Consider the following 17,657-nt stretch of genomic DNA (forward strand, 5'->3'; position numbering starts at 1 on the left):
CCGGTTACGGCTGGTAGCGGATGTCAGCGTCGACGCTGCTGCCGCCGGCCTTGCCGTCCTTGCCCAGGCTGATCAGTTCATACGGCTGGCCTTCGCCCGGCGCGCGGTACTCCAGCGCGTGGCCCCACGGGTCATTCAGGTCGGCCGGCTTGGCGTACGGGCCCAGCCAGCCGCCGACACCTGCCGGTGCGGTCACCAGATCGTTGAGCGAGCCAGGCAGCTTGCCGGTATCGATCTGGTAGTTGTCGACCTTGGAGGCAACGGTCTGCACCTGGGCCTTGGCGATGTTCGCCTTGCCACGATCGGCACCGCCCAGCACGCGGCTGGCGACCAGGGTCAGCACCGCGCCGATCAGCACGATGACGATGATGATCTCCAGCAGGCTCATGCCCGACTGGTTGCGCGCGGCAGTGAAGGAAAGGCGGATCGGTCGACGGGAAGCAATCATGGTCGGTCCTTTCAGTTGCGGAGTGTCGGGGTTGCGTAGGGAGCCATCATCAGCCGATGGCATTGGTCAGGTCGTACAACGGCACCAGCACGGCGACGATCACCGCACCGACCACCGAGGCCAGCACCAGGGTGATCGCCGGCACCATCGCGGCCAACAGGCGGTCGATGCGACGGGCGCTGTCCTGTTCAAACGTGTCGGCAGCTTTCAGCAGCATGGTATCGAGGGCACCGGATTCCTCGCCGACCTGGATCATCTGCAGGGCCAGGCGCGGGAAACGCTTGCCGCGCGACAGTGCCAGCGACAGGCCGGCACCGTTCTTCACTTCGTCGGCGGCCGCTTCCACATCAGCGGCCAGCGCGCGGTTGCCCAGCACGTTGCGTGCGATGCCCAGCGCCCCGAGCAGCGGCACGCCATTGCGCAGCAGGGTGCCCAGCGTGCGCGCCAGCCGCGCGGTTTCCAGTTCGCCCAGCAGGCGGCCGATGCCGCGACGCTGCAGCAGCCATCCATCCAGCGCCAGCCGGAACGCCGGTTGCCGTACCTTGCGTTCGAAGAACAATGCCAGCAGTGCGGGCACTACCAGCAGCAGCACCCACCAGTCGCGCACGAACAGGCCCAGCTGCAGCACCGCATTGGTGAACCACGGCAGCGCCACGTCCAGGCTTTCGTACATCTGCGCGAACTGTGGCACCACGTAACCGAGCAGGAACAGCAGCGCACCGCCCACCACCACCAGCAGGATGGCCGGATAGACCAGTGCGTTGATCACCTTGCCCTGCAGCGCGCGGCTGCGTTCGAGGTAGTCGGCCAGCCGCTGCAGGGTCTCGTGCAGGCTGCCACCCGCCTCGCCGGCACGCACCATGTTCACGTACAGGCGCGAGAACAGGCCGTGCTGGCGCTCCAGCGCGGTCGACAGCGGCGCACCGCCGCGCACCACGTCGCGGATGTCGGTGATCGCACGCCGCGAGCGTTCGTCTTCCGGAAGCCCGAGCAGGATCGACAGTGCACGGTCCAGCGGCTGGCCCGCACCAAGCAGGGTCGCCAGCTGCTGGGTGAACTGCAGCAGCGCCGCGCCCTGCAACGGGCGCTGGCGCAGCAGCGTGCGCCAGCTGCTGCCGCCGACCACGCCGCCATCTGCCAGCTGGGTCTCCATCGGCAGATGGCCCTGATCCTGCAGGCGCGCGACCAGTTCGGCCTCGCTGGCGGCTTCCATCTGCCCGTCGAATATCTCGCCGTGCGAATTGAGCGCTTTGTAGCGGTAGTTCGGCATGTCAGCCCCGGCGTCCTGCGCGCATCAGCTTTCCTCGGTCACGCGCAGCACTTCCTCGATGGTGGTCTGGCCGCTGAGTGCTTTGGCCAGGCCATCCTCGTACATGGTGCGCATGCCGGCTTCACGGGCGATGCGTTCGATCTCGCCCATGCCATCGCGGCGCATCACCGCACGCCGCAGCGCGTCGTTCATCACCAGGAATTCCATGATGGTGGTGCGGCCCAGGTAACCAGTCGGCGCCAGTGCCGAAGGCTTCGGGCGGTATAGATGGATCGGCCCTTCCGGCTGCAGGCGGCGCAGCTCGAAACGCTCGATCTCCTCCGGCGAGGCTTCATAGCGCTCGGCGTGGGTCGGCTCCAGCCGACGCACCAGGCGCTGGGCCAGGATGCCGTTGATGGTGGACGTGAGGAGATAGTCCTCCACGCCCATGTCGAGCAGGCGGGTGATGCCGCCGGCCGCATTGTTGGTGTGCAGGGTGGACAGCACCAGGTGGCCGGTCAGCGCCGACTGGATCGCGATGCGCGCGGTTTCCAGGTCGCGCATTTCGCCGATCATGATGATGTCCGGGTCCTGGCGCACGATGCTGCGCAGTGCGTTGGCGAAGTCCAGGCCGATCTGCGGCTTGGCCTGGATCTGGTTGATGCCCTCGATCTGGTACTCGACCGGATCTTCCACCGTGATGATCTTGACGTCGGCGGTGTTGAGCCGGCTCAGCGCGGTGTACAGCGTGGTGGTCTTGCCCGAACCGGTCGGGCCTGTGACCAGCAGGATGCCGTGCGGTTGTTCCAGCACTTTGCGGAACTGCGGCAGGAACGCATCGGTAAAGCCGAGACGATGGAAATCGAACACCACCGTTTCGCGGTCGAGCAGGCGCATCACCACGCTTTCGCCGTGCGCGGTCGGCACCGTGCTTACGCGCAGGTCCAGCTCCTTGCCCTGCACGCGCAGCATGATGCGGCCGTCCTGCGGCAGGCGGCGCTCGGCGATGTTGAGGCGGGCCATGATCTTGATGCGGCTGATCACCGCTGCGGTGAGGTTGGCCGGCGGGCTTTCGCCCTCCACCAGTACGCCATCGACACGGTAACGCACCTTCAACCGGCTCTCGAACGGTTCGACATGGATGTCCGAAGCGCGCAGTTCCACCGCACGCTGGATCACCAGGTTGACCAGGCGGATCACCGGCGCTTCCGAGGCCAGGTCGCGCAGGTGCTCGATATCGTCGACCGCGCCGCCCTCGCCGTCTGCGGTTTCAACAATCGCGCCCATCGCGCTGCGGCCCTGGCCGAACCAGCGCTCGACCAGATCATCGATCTCCGCACGCATGCCCAGCACCGGGGTCACCGGTACGCCAAGTGCCAGCTGCACAGCCTGCTGCGGATAGGGATCGTGGGCATCGGCCAGCCACAGCCGTACACCCTGTTCATCCAGCGCCAGCGGGCATACATGGAACTGTTTGAGGAAACGCAGGGACAGCGGCAGGCCCTCGGCCAGACCCTGGGGCGGTGAATCCGGCAGCTGCTTGCCATCCAGCAGCGGCAGGCCCAGCACCTCGGCGCTGGCCTGCGCCTGGTCACGTTCGGACACCAGCCCCAGCCGCACCAGCAGGCCAAGCAGGCTGCCGCCGGCCTCCGCGTGCAGCGGCCGTGCCCGTGCAAGATCGCTCTCCTTGAGGCGGCCACGCGCCAACAACGCATCCAGGATGCGGCCTTCGGCGTCGTCGGCAGCGGTTGCAGCAAGGGCGTTCACGTGACTCTCCTGTCAATCGGCTCGACTTTAGCAGTTACGTCGTGATTTCCGTCGCCCCGCCGCCCGCTTTCGTAAAAAGACGAAGCCCGTCACATGCGGGTGACGGGCTTCGGCCATTCAACTACCGCATTGCGCGCTTACTGCGTGGCGAGAATGCTCACACCGCTGTAAGCCGCCTCGCCCACCACCTTGATGTAGTAGGTGCCGGCAGTCGGTGCCGTCACCCGCACCGTTTCCGAGGTGCCCGGACGGGTCGAGCGCGCATCGTTGTCGGTGGCACTCGGCTCGCGGCCCTTGGCCAGGTAGACCGACACGTTGCCGGTGCCACCATAGGTGATGACGCTGAGCTGCTTGCCTGCCGCGGCTTCGAAGCTGTAAAGCACGCTGCTGCCGGCGGCACCACTCAACCCGCCGATGGCCACCTTGTTGGTCAGCGGCTTGGCCACCGGCCCGCAGTTCTCGGTGCACGGCTCTTCCAGGGCCTTGTCCAGCGCGGCCTTGGCATCGACGATGCCGGTACCGATCGGGGTGGCGGACGGAATGCTGACCGGGAACGGACGCGCCGTTTCCTTCAGCAGGGTACGCATGCCCGCCGGTGCGAGCGGGTCGCGGTTGGCGGCGATCAACGCGCTCTGCACCAGCGCGGCGACGGCAGCCACATGCGGTGCCGCCATCGACGTGCCGGCCTTGCCGCCAAGGGTGTAACCCTCGGTGGAACCGGCTGCCGGCGGCGACGTCTTGCTGCTGGACACCGCCTGCCAGACATAGCCGTTCGGATTGCCGTCGGTGACGCCACCGCCCGGGCCGGACAGATCGATGCGGGTACCGAAGTTGGAGTAGTAGGCCATGGCGCCGGTGATGCCGGTCGCGCCGACCGAGACCACGCCATCGCAGTTGGCCGGGCGGGCGTTGGCGACATTCATCGAGTCGTTGCCGGCTGCCACCACCACCAGGGTACCGCGGTTGGTGGCACCGGTGATGGCCGCCTGGTAGGCCGGATCGCAGCTGCCGGAGCCGCCCAGGCTCATGTTGATGATCTCGGCCGGATTCTGGTTGGCAGGGATGCCGGCCACGGTCCCGCCCGAGGCCCAGGTGATGGCGTCGGTGATGTCCGACAGGGTGCCACCGCAGTAGCCGAGCACGCGCACCGGCAACACCTTGGCCTTGTAGGCCAGGCCGGCGGTATGCAGGCCGTTGTTGGTGGCCTCGGCGATGGTGCCGGTCACATGGGTACCGTGCCAGCTGCTGTCGCGTACCGGCGAACCGTCGTAGCAGGCATTGGCGGTGGGCATCCAGTCACCGTAGTCGAGTGCACCCGGCACGCGGCCATCGGCGGCACGACGCGAGCGGCTGGCCTGGCTGATGAAGTCGTAGCCCTCCAGCAGGGTGCCGGCGGCGAAATCCGGGTGCTCGGGCAGGATGCCGGTATCGAGCACGGCCACCACGATGCCCTCGCCCTGCGAGACGTCCCATGCGGCCGGTGCGTTCACGCCACCGACCGGGTTGTGGAAGTGCCAGTTGTGGCTCTGGTAGTACGGATCGTTGGGCACGAAGCTGGGCGACGCATCGGACTTCGCGACGGCGTCCGCACGCGGCGACGACGCGGCATCGATCGGATACATGATGGCGTCGGCCACCGCATATTCGACGGTCGGGTCAGCCTTCAGTTCGCCCAGCACCTTGTCCAGTTCGGCGCGCGCGATCCCTCCCTGCAGGCGGATCAGATCGGCACCGATGCCCAGCTTGCGGGCCACCTGCGGGCGCAGCGCGGCACTGCGCGCAGCCGCGTTGGTACCTGCCGGCACGGCGCGGGCGATGGCCGAGTTGACCACGGCCAGCTTGGCGTTCGCATCGGCAGCTGCGGCGCTGCCAGCGCGGTACTTCACGATGATGCCATCAACCTGCTGCGTCTTCGGGCCGGACAACGGCGCATTTGCTTTCAGGTCGGCGGCCTGTGCCAGGCCAACACCGGTCAGCGACAGCACGGCGGCTGCCAACACATTGATGCGAAGGTTCTGCTTCTTGATCACGTCGAATTCCTCTTCTGGGTCATGGATCGAACCAACACTGCGGCCATCATTCCTTGACGACTCCCGGCCGGCCCAGCCGGGATTGCCGTGACCTCCCCCCAGGCCCTCGTTGCAGGTGCTGCGCCGGCGTGGGTGGCCGCCGGCGCGATGGAGTGGCTTACCAGCCGAAGCCGGCACCGACGCCGACCGAGCTGTCGTCGCTGCTGAAGGCGCCGCCGAACGTCACCGTGGCGCGATCGCTGATCGCGCGCTGGTAACCCAGCGACAGTGCCGATTCACCGCCCTGGAAGCCGATGCCGACGCCGACCCGGTTCTGGGTACGGATGCCGGCAGCACTGGTGGCCATGTTGAGCATCGCCGCGCTCATCGCGCCCTGGCGGTCGATGCGGCGATCCATGTGGCGCAGGCGTCCGTCGATCTCGCCCTTGAACACATCGAAGCTGTCGGCGACGGCCTGGACGCGGCTGTCGGTGTAGCTGTTGGCGGTAGCCATGCCACGATCGAGCTGGCCCTTGTTGACCGCATCGGTGGCGGTGGTACCGGCTGCCACGTTGGTGACCTGGCGTTCGTTGCCTTCGCTGCCCACCGAGACCGTGTTGGCACGATCAGCGACCGAGCCCTGGCCCAGCGCCACCGCGTTCGCAGCGGTGGCATTGGCACCCTGGCCGATGGCGGTGGACGAGGCGCCGCTGGCCACTGCGCCGTCGCCCATGGCGACCGCGTTGAGGCCCGATGCCGGGGTGCCCACCGGGATGCCCGCGCCCGCCGCCGCAGCGGTCGGCGTGCCCTGCACGCGTGCGCTGCTGGCCGGTGCTGCATCGGCCGCCGCCGGTGCTTCGGCAACGCTGGCCAGTGCGCTTTCATCCAGGGAGGCACTCATTGCGCGCAGGCTGGCAGCACCTGCACGCGTGCCACCTGCAGTACGGCGGTCAATCTCACTGACCTTGCGGTCCAGCGCACCCAATGCATCGCCGACGTTGCTGTAGGTGGCGCCCTGGATCACATAGTTCGGTGCCACGAATACGCCCTGCATGCCGACGCTGGCACCGCCGCCGAGGAAGCTGGCGGCATCGCTGAGCGACTGGAACAGCTGGCCGCCATTGATCGCCTGGCGGCTGCCAGCGGCGATGCTGCCGGCACCGACATTGTCGATGGTGGTGCCCTGGAAGCCGGACAGGGTCAGGCGGTCACGACTGGCGTCGTCGTAGCCGACCGCACTGGCCGCCGTGGTCTCCACCGTGGCGATGCGCGAATCGAAATCACCGACGCGGGTTTCCACCGCGCCCACGCGCTGGTTGGTGACATTGAGCTGGGAACCGGTCACCGCGTCACTGCTGCCGGCAGCGATGCGGCCATCAGCCACGTTGACGATGCGGCGGGTGGCCGGGCCATCGGTGGGGTTGCCACTGCCCACCGACACAACATTGGCATCCAGCGCACGCGCTCCAGCACCGATTGCAACCGAGTTGACGCCGGCCGCACCCGCACCGGCGCCAACGGCCAGTGCGCCGGAGGCAGACACCGTGGCATTGGCACCCAGCGCGATGCTGCGTGCGCCCGCCGCATTGGCCACCGAGCCCATCGCTACCGAATCGGTACCGATGGCGTTCGCGGTTCCCGTGCCATTGGCGCGGAAATATCGGTTGGTGGTGTTGGCGGTGAACGCAACGGCGTCCAGCTGCCCGCGATTCACTGCGTCATTGATTTCGGTACCGTTGGCGACATTGGTGACCTGCCGGTTGTTGACGGCACTGCCGACGGACACGGTATTGGCACGATCGGCCACCGAGCCTCCACCCAGTGCGACACTGCCGGCAGCCGAAGCGTTGGCACTGACACCCACCGCCGTGGCATTCAAACCGGTGGCCTTGCTGCCGTAACCGACCGCAGTACCCAGGCGGCCGCTGGCTTCGGCATAGCTGCCCAGCGCCGAAGCGCCATCGGCCGAGGCACTGGCGCGGAAACCATTGGCCTGCGACTGCGTGCCGGTAGCCGTGGCCTGCGCACCGTTGGCCGTGCTGTAGGGGCCCTTGGCCTGGGCTCCGGCGCCAGTGGCGCTGGCGCCGGTTTCACTGGCGCTGGCGCCGCTGCCCAGCGCAACGCTGTCGACACCACTGGCCTGCGCAGCATTGCCCAGTGCGGCAGCGTTGTTGCCGGTGGCCAGTGCATCGAAGCCAACCGCCGTGGCGTTGGTGGCCATGGCGTTGGCGCCGCTGCCCAGCGCGGTCGCGCCGTTGCCAATCGCATTGGCCGCATTGCCGGCCGCCAGCGCATTTTCACCATCGATCAGTGCACCGGCCTCGCCATCGGCATTGCCCCTGGCCTGGAACTGCCGGCTGGTCTTGTCGGCGACACTGGCAACGGCGTCGAGCTGGCCCTTGTTCACCGCATCGGTGGCTTCGGTACCGGCTGCAACGTGGGTGACCTGGCGTTCGCTGCCGGCCTTGCCAACGGCCACCGTGTTGTCGCGGTCAGCCTTGGAACCGGCACCGAGCGCAACGCTGTTGCTGCCATTGGCGGTGGCATTGGCACCGAGCGCCGTGGCGTTGGTGCCTGCCGACCAGGCATTCCAGCCGATGGCGGTAGCGTAATCCTCGGTGGCCCATGCACCGGCACCGAATGCTGCCGCACCGGTGCCACTGGCGCGCGACGGAATCAGGCCGAAGAAGGTGCTGCCGCCGATCGCCACGCTTTCCGCACCGCTGGCTTCACTCGACTGACCCACCGCAACCGCGCCGGTGCCCGCCGCCGCGGCCCCGAAGCCCACCGCCGTGGTGTTGGCACCGCTGGCAGCCGAGCCGTAGCCGAGTGCGGTGCCAAGGCGACCGGTCGCTTCGGCATAGCCACCCACCGCTGTGGTGCCATCGGCGGAGGCCGCGCTGCGGAAGCCGCTGGCAAGGGACTGTGCGCCACTGGCGTTGGATTCGGTACCGTTGGCGGTGCTGTAGACACCGCTTGCCTGTGCACGCGCGCCCGCCGCGCTTGTCCCCACTTCGCTGGCGCTGGCGCCGCTGCCCAGGGCCAGGCTGTCCTCGCCGGTGGCCTGTGCGGTGTTGCCCAGTGCCGCCGCGTTGGTGCCGGTCGCCAGCGCATCGATGCCGACGGCGGTGGCGTTGGCGGCCAGCGCATTGGCACCACTGCCGAGCGCAGTGGCACCGTTGCCGATCGCGTTGGCCGCATCACCTGCTGCCAGCGCATTGTCACCCTCCACCAGCGCGCCGGTTTCACCATCGGCATTGCCACTGGCCTGGAACTGCCTGCTGGTCTTTTCCGCAGCGGCGGCTACGGCATCGAGCTGGTTCTTGTTGACCGCATCGTTGCCCTGCGTGCCATCGGCCACGTTGGTGATCTGGCGGGTGTTGCCGCCGCCGCCCACCGATACGGTGTTGTCGCGGTCCGCAATCGAATCCGCACCGAGCGCCACGCTGTTGGCCGCGCGCGATTCCGCCGCATTGCCCAGCGCGGTGCTGTTGATGCCCCCCGACCAGGCGCCACCGCCCACCGCCGTGGAGTAGTTGCCCGAGGCTTCGGTAGCCAGCACGCCGAACAGCGAGCCGCCGACGGCGACGCTGTTGGTGCCGGTGGCCAGGCTGCCCTGGCCGGTGGCGGTGCTGTAGGCGCCGGACGCTTGCGAATCACCGCCCAGCGCCACGCTGTTGGAACCCGAGGCGTTGGCGAAGTTGCCAAAGGCGGTGGCATTGAAGGCCGAAGCCTGTGCGTAGCCGCCGATGGCGGTGCTGTAACCACCGGTGGCTTCGGCACCGATACCGAATGCTGCCGCGGCCGTGCCGCTGGCCACACTCTCGCTGCCGACCGCGGTGGCACCACTACCACTGGCGTTGCTGAAGTAGCCCACGGCTACGGCTTCTTCGCCGGAGGCTTCGGACAAGGCACCGCTGGCGGTGCTGCCCGCGCCGCTGGCGATGCTGGCCGCGCCGAACGCCGCACTCTGCTCACCGCTGGCTTCGCTTTCCGCACCCTGCGCGGTGGCGTATTCGCCGGTGGCCTGTGCATTGGCGCCTACGGCACTGGCATTGACGGCGGTCGCCAGCGCGTTGAAGCCGATCGCCTGCGCGTTGCCGGCCAGCGCATTGGCACCGCTGCCGAGCGCGGTGGCGCCATTGCCGATGGCGTTGGCCGCATCACCTGCGGCCAGCGCGTTGTCGCCCTCCACCAGCGCACCCGCCACATCGTGGCCGTTACCGCTGGCCTGGAAGAAGCGGCTGGTGGTTGTGGCGGTGCTTGCCACCGCGTCCAGCTGTGCCTTGTTCACCGCATCGGTGGCCTGGGTACCGGCGGCGACGTTGGTGACCTGGCGCTCGTTGCCACTGCTGCCCACCGACACCGTGCGTGCGCGGTTGGCGACCGAGCCTGCGCCGAGTGCAACGGCGTTGCTGGCACTGGCATTGCTGCCCGCACCCAGCGCGATCGCACTTTCGCCGCCGGCCACCGTGTTGGTGCCGATGGCGATGCTGTTGATGCTGTTGCCCAGCGCCTGGAAGCCCAGCGCCACGCTGTTGTCGCCATAGCCGAAGGCACCACGGCCGACTGCGGTGGCGCTGGTTCCGTTGGCCCAGCTGTTGTAACCGATCGACGTGGCGCCAGCGCCGCTGGCCCACGCCGCGTTGCCGAACGCCGAGGCATTGGTGGCGGTCGCCCACGCACCGGAACCAAAGGCGCTGGCGCCGCTGGCGGTGGCCCAGCTGTAGCCGCCCACCGCGGTACTGTCATCGCTGCTGGCAAACGCACTGTCACCCACCGCCACCGCATACGCGCCGGTGGCGCGCGACTTGCCGCCGGCGGCGAAGCTGTTGTCACCACTGGCCTTGGCCGCATTGCCGAAGGCGCTGCTGGCTGCACCGCTGGCCTGCGCAGCGCTGCCGACCGCCGTGGCATCGGCCACGGCCGTGGTACCCACCTGCTGCGCCTTGCCATCTGCACCGATGATGGGTTGGTTGAACTCGTCGTAGGCCTGGCCCAGGCCACCGATGGCGACACCGCCATTGCCGGTGGCCGTGCTGTTGCGGCCCACCGCCACGCTGTCATCGCCGATGGCCGACGCGGCCGCGCCATGTGCAACCGCGCCGGCACCGATCGCATTGCTCGACGAACCGGCCGCGATGGCACCCTCGCCTTCCGCCAGCGCACCGGCATCACTGCCAGCTTCAGGCTGTGCCTGGAAGAAGCGCGCGGTGCTGTCGGCAGTGCTGGCCACCGCATCCAGCTGCGCCTTGTTCACCGCATCGGTGGCTTCACTGCCGGCTGCAACGCTGGTGATCTGCCGCTCGTTGCCGGCACTGCCGACGGCCACGCTGTTGGCACGCACCGCTTCGGAGTTCGCGCCCAGCGCGACGCTGTTGGCGCCGCGTGCCGTAGCGTAGTAGCCCACTGCGGTGCTCTGCGCACCACTGGCCCAGGTCTGCGCGCCAAGCGCGCTGGCGTTCTCGCCCGGCGCATAGGCGAAGTAGCCCACCGCGGTGGCTTCGGCGCCGGAGGCTTCGCTGAGGCTGCCGTTGGCCACGGCACGGTCGCCGCTGGCGATGGCGCCGGCACCCACCGCGGTCGCGGCTTCACCACTGGCCTGTGTCTGTACGAAGAAGCCCAGGCCGGGAATCAGGTCGGCCGGGCCACCAATGGCGACGCTGCTGGTGCCCGTGGCATTGCTCTGCGTACCCAATGCCGTGGAGTAATCACCGATGGCATTGGAGACCGCACCGAACGCCGACGCCTGCGCGCCGGACGCATAGGCCCCCACGCCATAGGACGACGCGGCAAAACCGCTGGCATCGGCACTGGCGCCGACGGCCGTGCCACCCACGCCGGCACTGGTGGCGCCGGTGACCACCGGCACGCCACCACTGGTGATCAGCGGGTTGCCGTTGGCATCCACCGCAGCGCCACCGACGGCCACGCTGCCCGGTCCGTTGGCCTGCGCGTTGTTGCCGAATGCTGCGCTGTTCTGGCCCGAGGCCAGCGCGTTGTTGCCCACCGCAGTCGCGTTCTGCGCAACGGCAGTGGCACCGGCACCGACCGCCGTGGTGCCAGTGCCGATGGCATTGGCGGCCTCGCCTGCGGCCAGCGCGTCGTCACCTTCAGCCAGCGCACCGGCATCGCTGTTGCTGCTGCCGATGGCCTGGAAGCGCTTGGCGGTGGCATCGGCCACTGCGGCAACATCCTTCAACTGGCCAACGTTGACCGCATCGGTATCTTCGGTGCCGGCGGCAACGCTGGTGATCTGGCGGGTCAGGCCATATCCGGCGGCACCGACGGACACGGTATCGACACGGTCAGCCAGCGAACCGGCGCCCAACGCCACGCTGCCGGTAGCGACCGCGGCCGAATTGGAGCCCAGCGCGGTGCTGTATTCACCGACGGCCGTGCTGAACGCACCTACTGCAATCGAGGCTTCGTTGGCAGCCGTGGCGCCGCGGCCCAATGCGGTACTGCCGGGGCCCATCGCTACGGCACCGCCACCGACGGCGGTCGCGCCATCGGCGGTGGCTTCGGACAGTGCACCCAGTGCCGTTGCTGCACCGTTTTCGCTGGCGGCGTAGGCGCTGGCACCGACGGCGGTATCGCCAAGGCCGAACGCTGCTGCGCTTTGCCCGACCACCACGCTGGCATCGCCGATCGCCAGCGCGCCCTGGCCGAATGCGCTGGCGCCGATGCCTGCAGCAATGGCCTGGGTACCGATGGCAGTGGTGGCGTTGGCCAGCGACTGCGCACCGGCACCGGCGGCCAGTGCGCCCTCGCCCTCGATCTTCGCCGCGTCGCTGTCATCGCCTGCGCCGTCGGCCTTGAAGTACCGGTTGCCGTCGGCGGCCACGTCGGCCAGCGCGGCCTGCGTGGCGCGCGCCTGCGCGTCCAGTTGCGCCTTGTTCACTGCGTCGGTCGCCTGCGTGCCTGCGGCGACATTGGTGACCTGCCGTTCCTTGCCGGCATCGCCGACGGAGACGGTGTTGGCACGCGTGGCCTTGGAGCCGGCGCCCAGCGCCACGCTGTTGGCCGCACTGGCACTGCTGTTGCTGCCGATCGCCACCGCATTGCTGCCCTTGGCCGTGGCCGAGCCTTCGATCAGGCACTTTTCGAGCAGCTTGCCGCTGAATGCCACGCAGGTGGCGCTACCGCCGATCTGCACCGACTGTGCGGTGGCAGAGCCACTCATGCCCAATCCCAATACCAGGCCCAGTGCCACCGCCAGCAGTGCGGGCGTGGCCTGTGTCGCACCGCGGCGCTGGTCGACGACCCCACCGCTGCTGCTGTCGGAGGAAGCCAGTTCCGAGGCCACCACCAACTGACCCAATGCTTTGTTCCAGACCTTGCGATAAATCCGATTCATCGGTACGGCTCCTGATTGGACTGGTTTTGGGCAAAGCAACGCCACCGCTGGGCTTTCCGGCCCAACGTCCCCTGGGGGCGTTTATTCGCGTGATTTACTGCGGGGTATTGCCGAACGGCGCGCAGCGACAGAAAACCGAGCGCGTGCGCCAACCGGTTACTGCGAAATGAATGATTCTGAAACGGGGTTCAAGTGTTAACGGCAACTTTGCAGATCGTCAAGACTTTGACACGACAAATCCTATTGCCGTGAAGCAGTTCACTCTTTTCCCTGTTTATGAAAGGATTTTGTTAGCGACGCGTGACGCAACCCTGTCGCCTGAAAATCCATGTAACTCGCGGGTACATCAGGATTTTCACACGCGCAAAGAAAAAACCCGCCGATCAACGGCGGGTTTTTCCATACGCAACGGCATTGAAGCCTGCGCGGTGTGGTGCGATCAGCCGCACCACACCCGCGCGTTGCGGAACATGCGCATCCACGGCGAATCACCCTGCCACTCGGCCGGGGCCCAGCTCATGTTGAGCGCGCGCGGGGTGCGTTCCGGGTGCGGCATCATGATGGTCACGCGGCCGTCGCTGCTGGTCAGGCCGGTGATGCCGTCCGGCGAACCGTTCGGATTCAGCGGGTACTGGCTGGCGACGTTGCCGTGGCCATCGATGTAGCGCAGCGAAACACGGGCCGCGGCCTGGTCGACCGCGTTGTCGAACACCGCCTGGCCTTCGCCATGCGCCACTGCCACCTGCAGGCGCGAACCGGCCATGCCACGCAGCAGGATCGACGGAGACTCCACCACTTCCAGCAGCGCGGTACGGGCTTCGAACTGCTCGCTGGCATTGCGGCGGAACTGCGGCCAGTGTTCGGCACCGGGAATGATGTCCTTCAGCTGGCTCATCATCTGGCAGCCGTTGCACACGCCCAGGGCGAAGCTGTCCTCGCGCGCGAAGAACGCGGCGAAGGCATCACGCAGCGCGCTGCGCTCCAGGATCGAGGTGGCCCAGCCACGGCCAGCGCCAAGCACGTCGCCGTAACTGAAGCCGCCGCAGGCGACCAGGCCGGTGAAGTCCTGCAGGGCGACGCGGCCTTCGATCAGGTCGCTCATGTGCACATCGAAGGGCCGGAAGCCGGCACGTTCGAAGATGTTCGCCATTTCGATCTGGCCGTTGACGCCCTGCTCGCGCAGCACGGCCACGCGCGGACGCGCACCGGTGCTGATGAACGGGGCGGCCACGTCTTCATTGATGTCGAAGCTGAGCTTGGGCTTCAGGCCCGGTGCGTTGAAGGCACGGGCGATCTCACGCTCGGCGTCGGCGTTGACCGGGTTGTCGCGGCGCTTCTGCATCGCGTGGGTGACCGACCACCATGCGTCGAACAGCGACTCCCAGCGCCATTCAGCCAGGTTCTCGCCAGCCAGCGACACGCGCACCACCGGTGCGGTGGTCGGCTTGGCGATGCGCTGCGCGCACTCGGTCAGCGCATGGCGCTCGACCAGGTCGGCGAACGCTGCGCGGTCTTCGCGTGCGATCTGCACCACCGCGCCCAGCTCTTCGTTGAACAGGCTGCGGAATGGATCGTCGCCCCAGGCATCGAGGGTGATGTCCAGCCCCAGGCGCGACGTGAAGGCCATTTCGCACAGCGCGGCGAAGGCACCGCCGTCGCTGCGGTCGTGGTAAGCCAGCAGCAGGCCGGCCTGGCGCGCATCGCGGATCAGCTCGAAGAAGCCACGCAGGCGCTGCGGGTCGTCCAGATCCGGGGCAGCGCCGGCGAACGCCGGCAGGTCACCGTGGTCGGCATGCACCTGGGCCAGGATGGAACCGCCCAGGCGCTGCTTGCCGGCGCCAAGGCCAATCAGCCACAGCTCGCTTTCCACGTCGCGGTCGAGCAGCGGGGTCAGCTGCTGGCGCACATCGGCGACCGGTGCGAACGCAGAGATCACCAGCGACACCGGCGACACGCTCTTGTGCGCTTGGCCCTGGTCGTGCCACTGCGCCTGCATCGACAGCGAGTCCTTGCCCACCGGAATGCTGATGTCCAGCTGCGGGCACAGTTCCATGCCCACGGCCTTCACCGCGTCGTACAGCAGCGCGTCTTCGCCGGGGTGGCCGGCCGCGGCCATCCAGTTCGCCGACAGTTTGATCTCATCCAGCGCATCGACCGGGGCCGCGCACAGGTTGGTCAACGCTTCGCCCACGGCCATGCGTGCCGAAGCCGCCGCATCGAGCAGGGCCAGCGGGGTGCGCTCGCCGATCGACATCGCCTCGCCGGCCACGCCGTCGAAGTCGGCCACGGTGATGGCCACATCGGCCACCGGCAGCTGCCACGGGCCGACCATCTGTTCGCGTGCGGTCAGACCACCGACGCTGCGGTCACCGATGGTGACCAGGAAGTTCTTCGAGGCCACCGTCGGGTGCGCAAGCACGCGCAGGCCCGCTTCCTGCAGGTCCAGGCCCGCGGTCTTCAGCGCCGGCCAGCGCGGTGCCGGCGGGTGTGCGGTATCGCGGTGCATCTTCGGCGGCTTGCCGAACAGCACGTCCATCGGCAGGTCGATCGGCGCATCGGCCGGGGTGTGGCCCGGCACGGCGCCATAGGCCACCACCAGGTGTTCCTCGGCGGTGGCCACGCCGACCGCAGCGAACGGGCAGCGCTCGCGGGCGCACAGCGCGGCGAACTCGGTCAGGCGCTCCTGGGCGACGCCGAGCACGTAGCGTTCCTGCGATTCGTTGCACCACAGCTGCATCGGCGACAGCGACGGATCATCGGTGGGCACCTTGCCCAGATCGATCACGCCACCGACCTTGGAGTCGTGCAGCAGCTCGGGGATGGCATTGGACAGGCCACCGGCACCGACGTCGTGGAAGAACTTGATCGGGTTGTTGCTGCCCATCGCCACGCAGCGGTCGATGACCTCCTGGCAGCGGCGCTCCATTTCCGGGTTGTCGCGCTGCACGCTGGCGAAATCCAGGTCCTCGGCGCTTTCGCCGGAGGCCACCGAACTGGCGGCACCGCCACCCAGGCCGATCAGCATTGCCGGGCCACCGAGCACGATGACCGCATCACCCGCCTGCAGCTGGATCTTGTCGACCTGGGTACGGTCGATGGCGCCGAGGCCGCCGGCCAGCATGATCGGCTTGTCGTAGGCGCGCACCAGGTCGGCGCCTTCAGGCAGCTCGAAGCTGCGGAAGTAGCCGAGCAGGTTCGGGCGGCCGAACTCGTTGTTGAACGCGGCGCCGCCGAGCGGACCATCGGTCATGATTTCCAGCGCGGGCGCCATGCGCGGGTTCAGCGCGCGCGGCGCTTCCCACGGCTGCGGCAGCTCGGGAATGCGCAGGTGCGAGACCGAGAAACCGGTCAGGCCGGCCTTCGGCTTGCCGCCGCGGCCGGTCGCGCCTTCGTCGCGGATTTCACCACCGGCGCCGGTCGAGGCGCCCGGGAACGGTGCGATGGCGGTCGGGTGGTTGTGGGTCTCCACCTTGATCTGGAACGCGCTGGGCACCTGCGGTTCACGACGGTACTCGCCGCTGGCCGGATCCGGGCGGTAGCGCGACGCCGGATGGCCTTCGATCACCGCGGCGTTGTCGCTGTACGCGCTGAGCGTGTGCTGCGGGGTCTGCTGGTGGGTGTTCTTGATCATCCGGAACAGCGAGCGGTCCTGCTCCTGGCCGTCGATGGTCCAGCTGGCGTTGAAGATCTTGTGGCGGCAGTGCTCGGAATTGGCCTGCGCGAACATCATCAGTTCGACGTCCGACGGCGAGCGGCCCAGCGCGGTGAAGCGTTCGCGCAGGTAATCGATCTCGTCCTGGGCCATGGCCAGTCCGAGGCGCTCGTTGGCGGCCTCCAGCTGGTCCACCGGCACGCGTTCCAGTTCGCCGCGGGCGGGCGCCGAGAACAGCGCCTGGCCCTGCTTCACGGTCTCCAGCACTGACTGCGTCATCGGGTCGTGCAGTGCCTTGACCAGCGCCTGCTGCACGTCGGCATCGGCCGGCCAGCCCTGCACGTCGATGCGCAGGCCCCGCTCGACCCGGCTTACCGGCTGGCCGGCACCGCGCACCAGTTCGGTGGCCTTGCTCGACCACGGCGACAGCGTACCCAGGCGCGGCACCACGATGCGGCTGACCGCGCCGTCGGCCACGGCTTCTGCCTGCGGCGCAGCTTCGAGGATGCGGCACAGGGTGGCGAGGTCGGGAGCGGCGCTGCCTTCGGGCTGCACGAAGTAGACGTGCCAGGCACCGCTGATGCGCAGGGAGGGAGCGATGGACTGCAGGCGGGATTCAAGACGTTCGCGGCGGAACGGCGACAGGGCGGGCGCGCCCTCGAGGACCATCATGTCCGGGGAACCGTAGTTGGGAAACGGGCCCGACATTGTACCGGAAGCGGGGGAAGGGCTTTGGCCGGGCGGCGCCCGGCACCCGCCGAGGCCAGGGCAACAGCAACAGCAACGGCCAAAGCAAAAGCGGGGTTCCCGTGGGATGGCGGGGTGGGTCCGGTGGCGGGGGACGCCGTAAACCCGCCCCTGGGGGCTTGGCCGCGGCATCCATGCCGCGGACACCCCGGCCACCGGCCCCCCCCCCCCGCCTTCGACAGATTTCCGCGATCTGCAGTAGATCCACGCCATGCGTGGATGCTCCCCGGTAGTGCCGGCCGCTGGCCGGCAATAAGGGAACGTCGGAAGTCAGGCATTTAAGAGCGCAGCGACCGGCTTCTGCTTTTGATTTTTTGTTCTGCCTTTCGTGGCTGACTGCGCAGGAACCTGTCAGAGGCCGGGTGGGTGGGGGCAGGCGGGGTGTCCGCGGCATGGATGCCGCGGCCAAGCCCCCAGGGACGGGT

General features: G+C 68.3%; 6 protein-coding genes. All 6 read right to left on the bottom strand.

The window, feature by feature from the left end:
* Nucleotides 1–4 precede the first annotated feature (4 nt).
* The 6 genes from gspG to purL all read right to left on the bottom strand — a co-directional run bounded on the left by gspG (nucleotide 5) and on the right by purL (nucleotide 17,157).
* Nucleotides 5–448, bottom strand: a complete 444-nt coding sequence (gene gspG / locus H4O10_RS08460) for a type II secretion system major pseudopilin GspG (protein ID WP_004142831.1) — start codon at nucleotides 446–448, stop codon at nucleotides 5–7.
* Nucleotides 449–497: 49 nt separating this feature from the next.
* Nucleotides 498–1,718, bottom strand: a complete 1,221-nt coding sequence (locus H4O10_RS08465) for a type II secretion system F family protein (protein ID WP_005408025.1) — start codon at nucleotides 1,716–1,718, stop codon at nucleotides 498–500.
* Between the two features lie 24 nt (nucleotides 1,719–1,742).
* Complete coding sequence (gspE, locus tag H4O10_RS08470; protein ID WP_049452130.1) at nucleotides 1,743–3,464, bottom strand: type II secretion system ATPase GspE; 1,722 nt, start codon at nucleotides 3,462–3,464, stop codon at nucleotides 1,743–1,745.
* A 137-nt stretch (nucleotides 3,465–3,601) separates the two neighbouring features.
* On the bottom strand, nucleotides 3,602–5,494 hold the full coding sequence (locus H4O10_RS08475) for a S8 family serine peptidase (RefSeq protein WP_005408023.1): 1,893 nt from the start codon (nucleotides 5,492–5,494) through the stop codon (nucleotides 3,602–3,604).
* 157 nt (nucleotides 5,495–5,651) lie between these two features.
* Nucleotides 5,652–12,833, bottom strand: a complete 7,182-nt coding sequence (locus H4O10_RS08480; RefSeq protein ID WP_088470301.1) for an ESPR-type extended signal peptide-containing protein — start codon at nucleotides 12,831–12,833, stop codon at nucleotides 5,652–5,654.
* A 439-nt stretch (nucleotides 12,834–13,272) separates the two neighbouring features.
* A complete protein-coding gene (gene purL, locus H4O10_RS08485) occupies nucleotides 13,273–17,157 on the bottom strand; it encodes a phosphoribosylformylglycinamidine synthase (protein ID WP_176425408.1) in 3,885 nt (1,294 codons plus the stop codon).
* Nucleotides 17,158–17,657 lie beyond the last annotated feature (500 nt).

The sequence above is a fragment of the Stenotrophomonas sp. I18B00994 genome (genome assembly GCF_014145825.1).
Classification (GTDB): domain Bacteria; phylum Pseudomonadota; class Gammaproteobacteria; order Xanthomonadales; family Xanthomonadaceae; genus Stenotrophomonas; species Stenotrophomonas maltophilia.

Coding starts and splice junctions, on each gene's coding strand:
- gspG (WP_004142831.1), bottom strand. CDS start 448: ATGATTGCTTCCCGTCGACCGATCCGCCTTTCCTTCACTGCCGCGCGC.
- H4O10_RS08465 (WP_005408025.1), bottom strand. CDS start 1,718: ATGCCGAACTACCGCTACAAAGCGCTCAATTCGCACGGCGAGATATTC.
- H4O10_RS08480 (WP_088470301.1), bottom strand. CDS start 12,833: ATGAATCGGATTTATCGCAAGGTCTGGAACAAAGCATTGGGTCAGTTG.
- purL (WP_176425408.1), bottom strand. CDS start 17,157: ATGATGGTCCTCGAGGGCGCGCCCGCCCTGTCGCCGTTCCGCCGCGAA.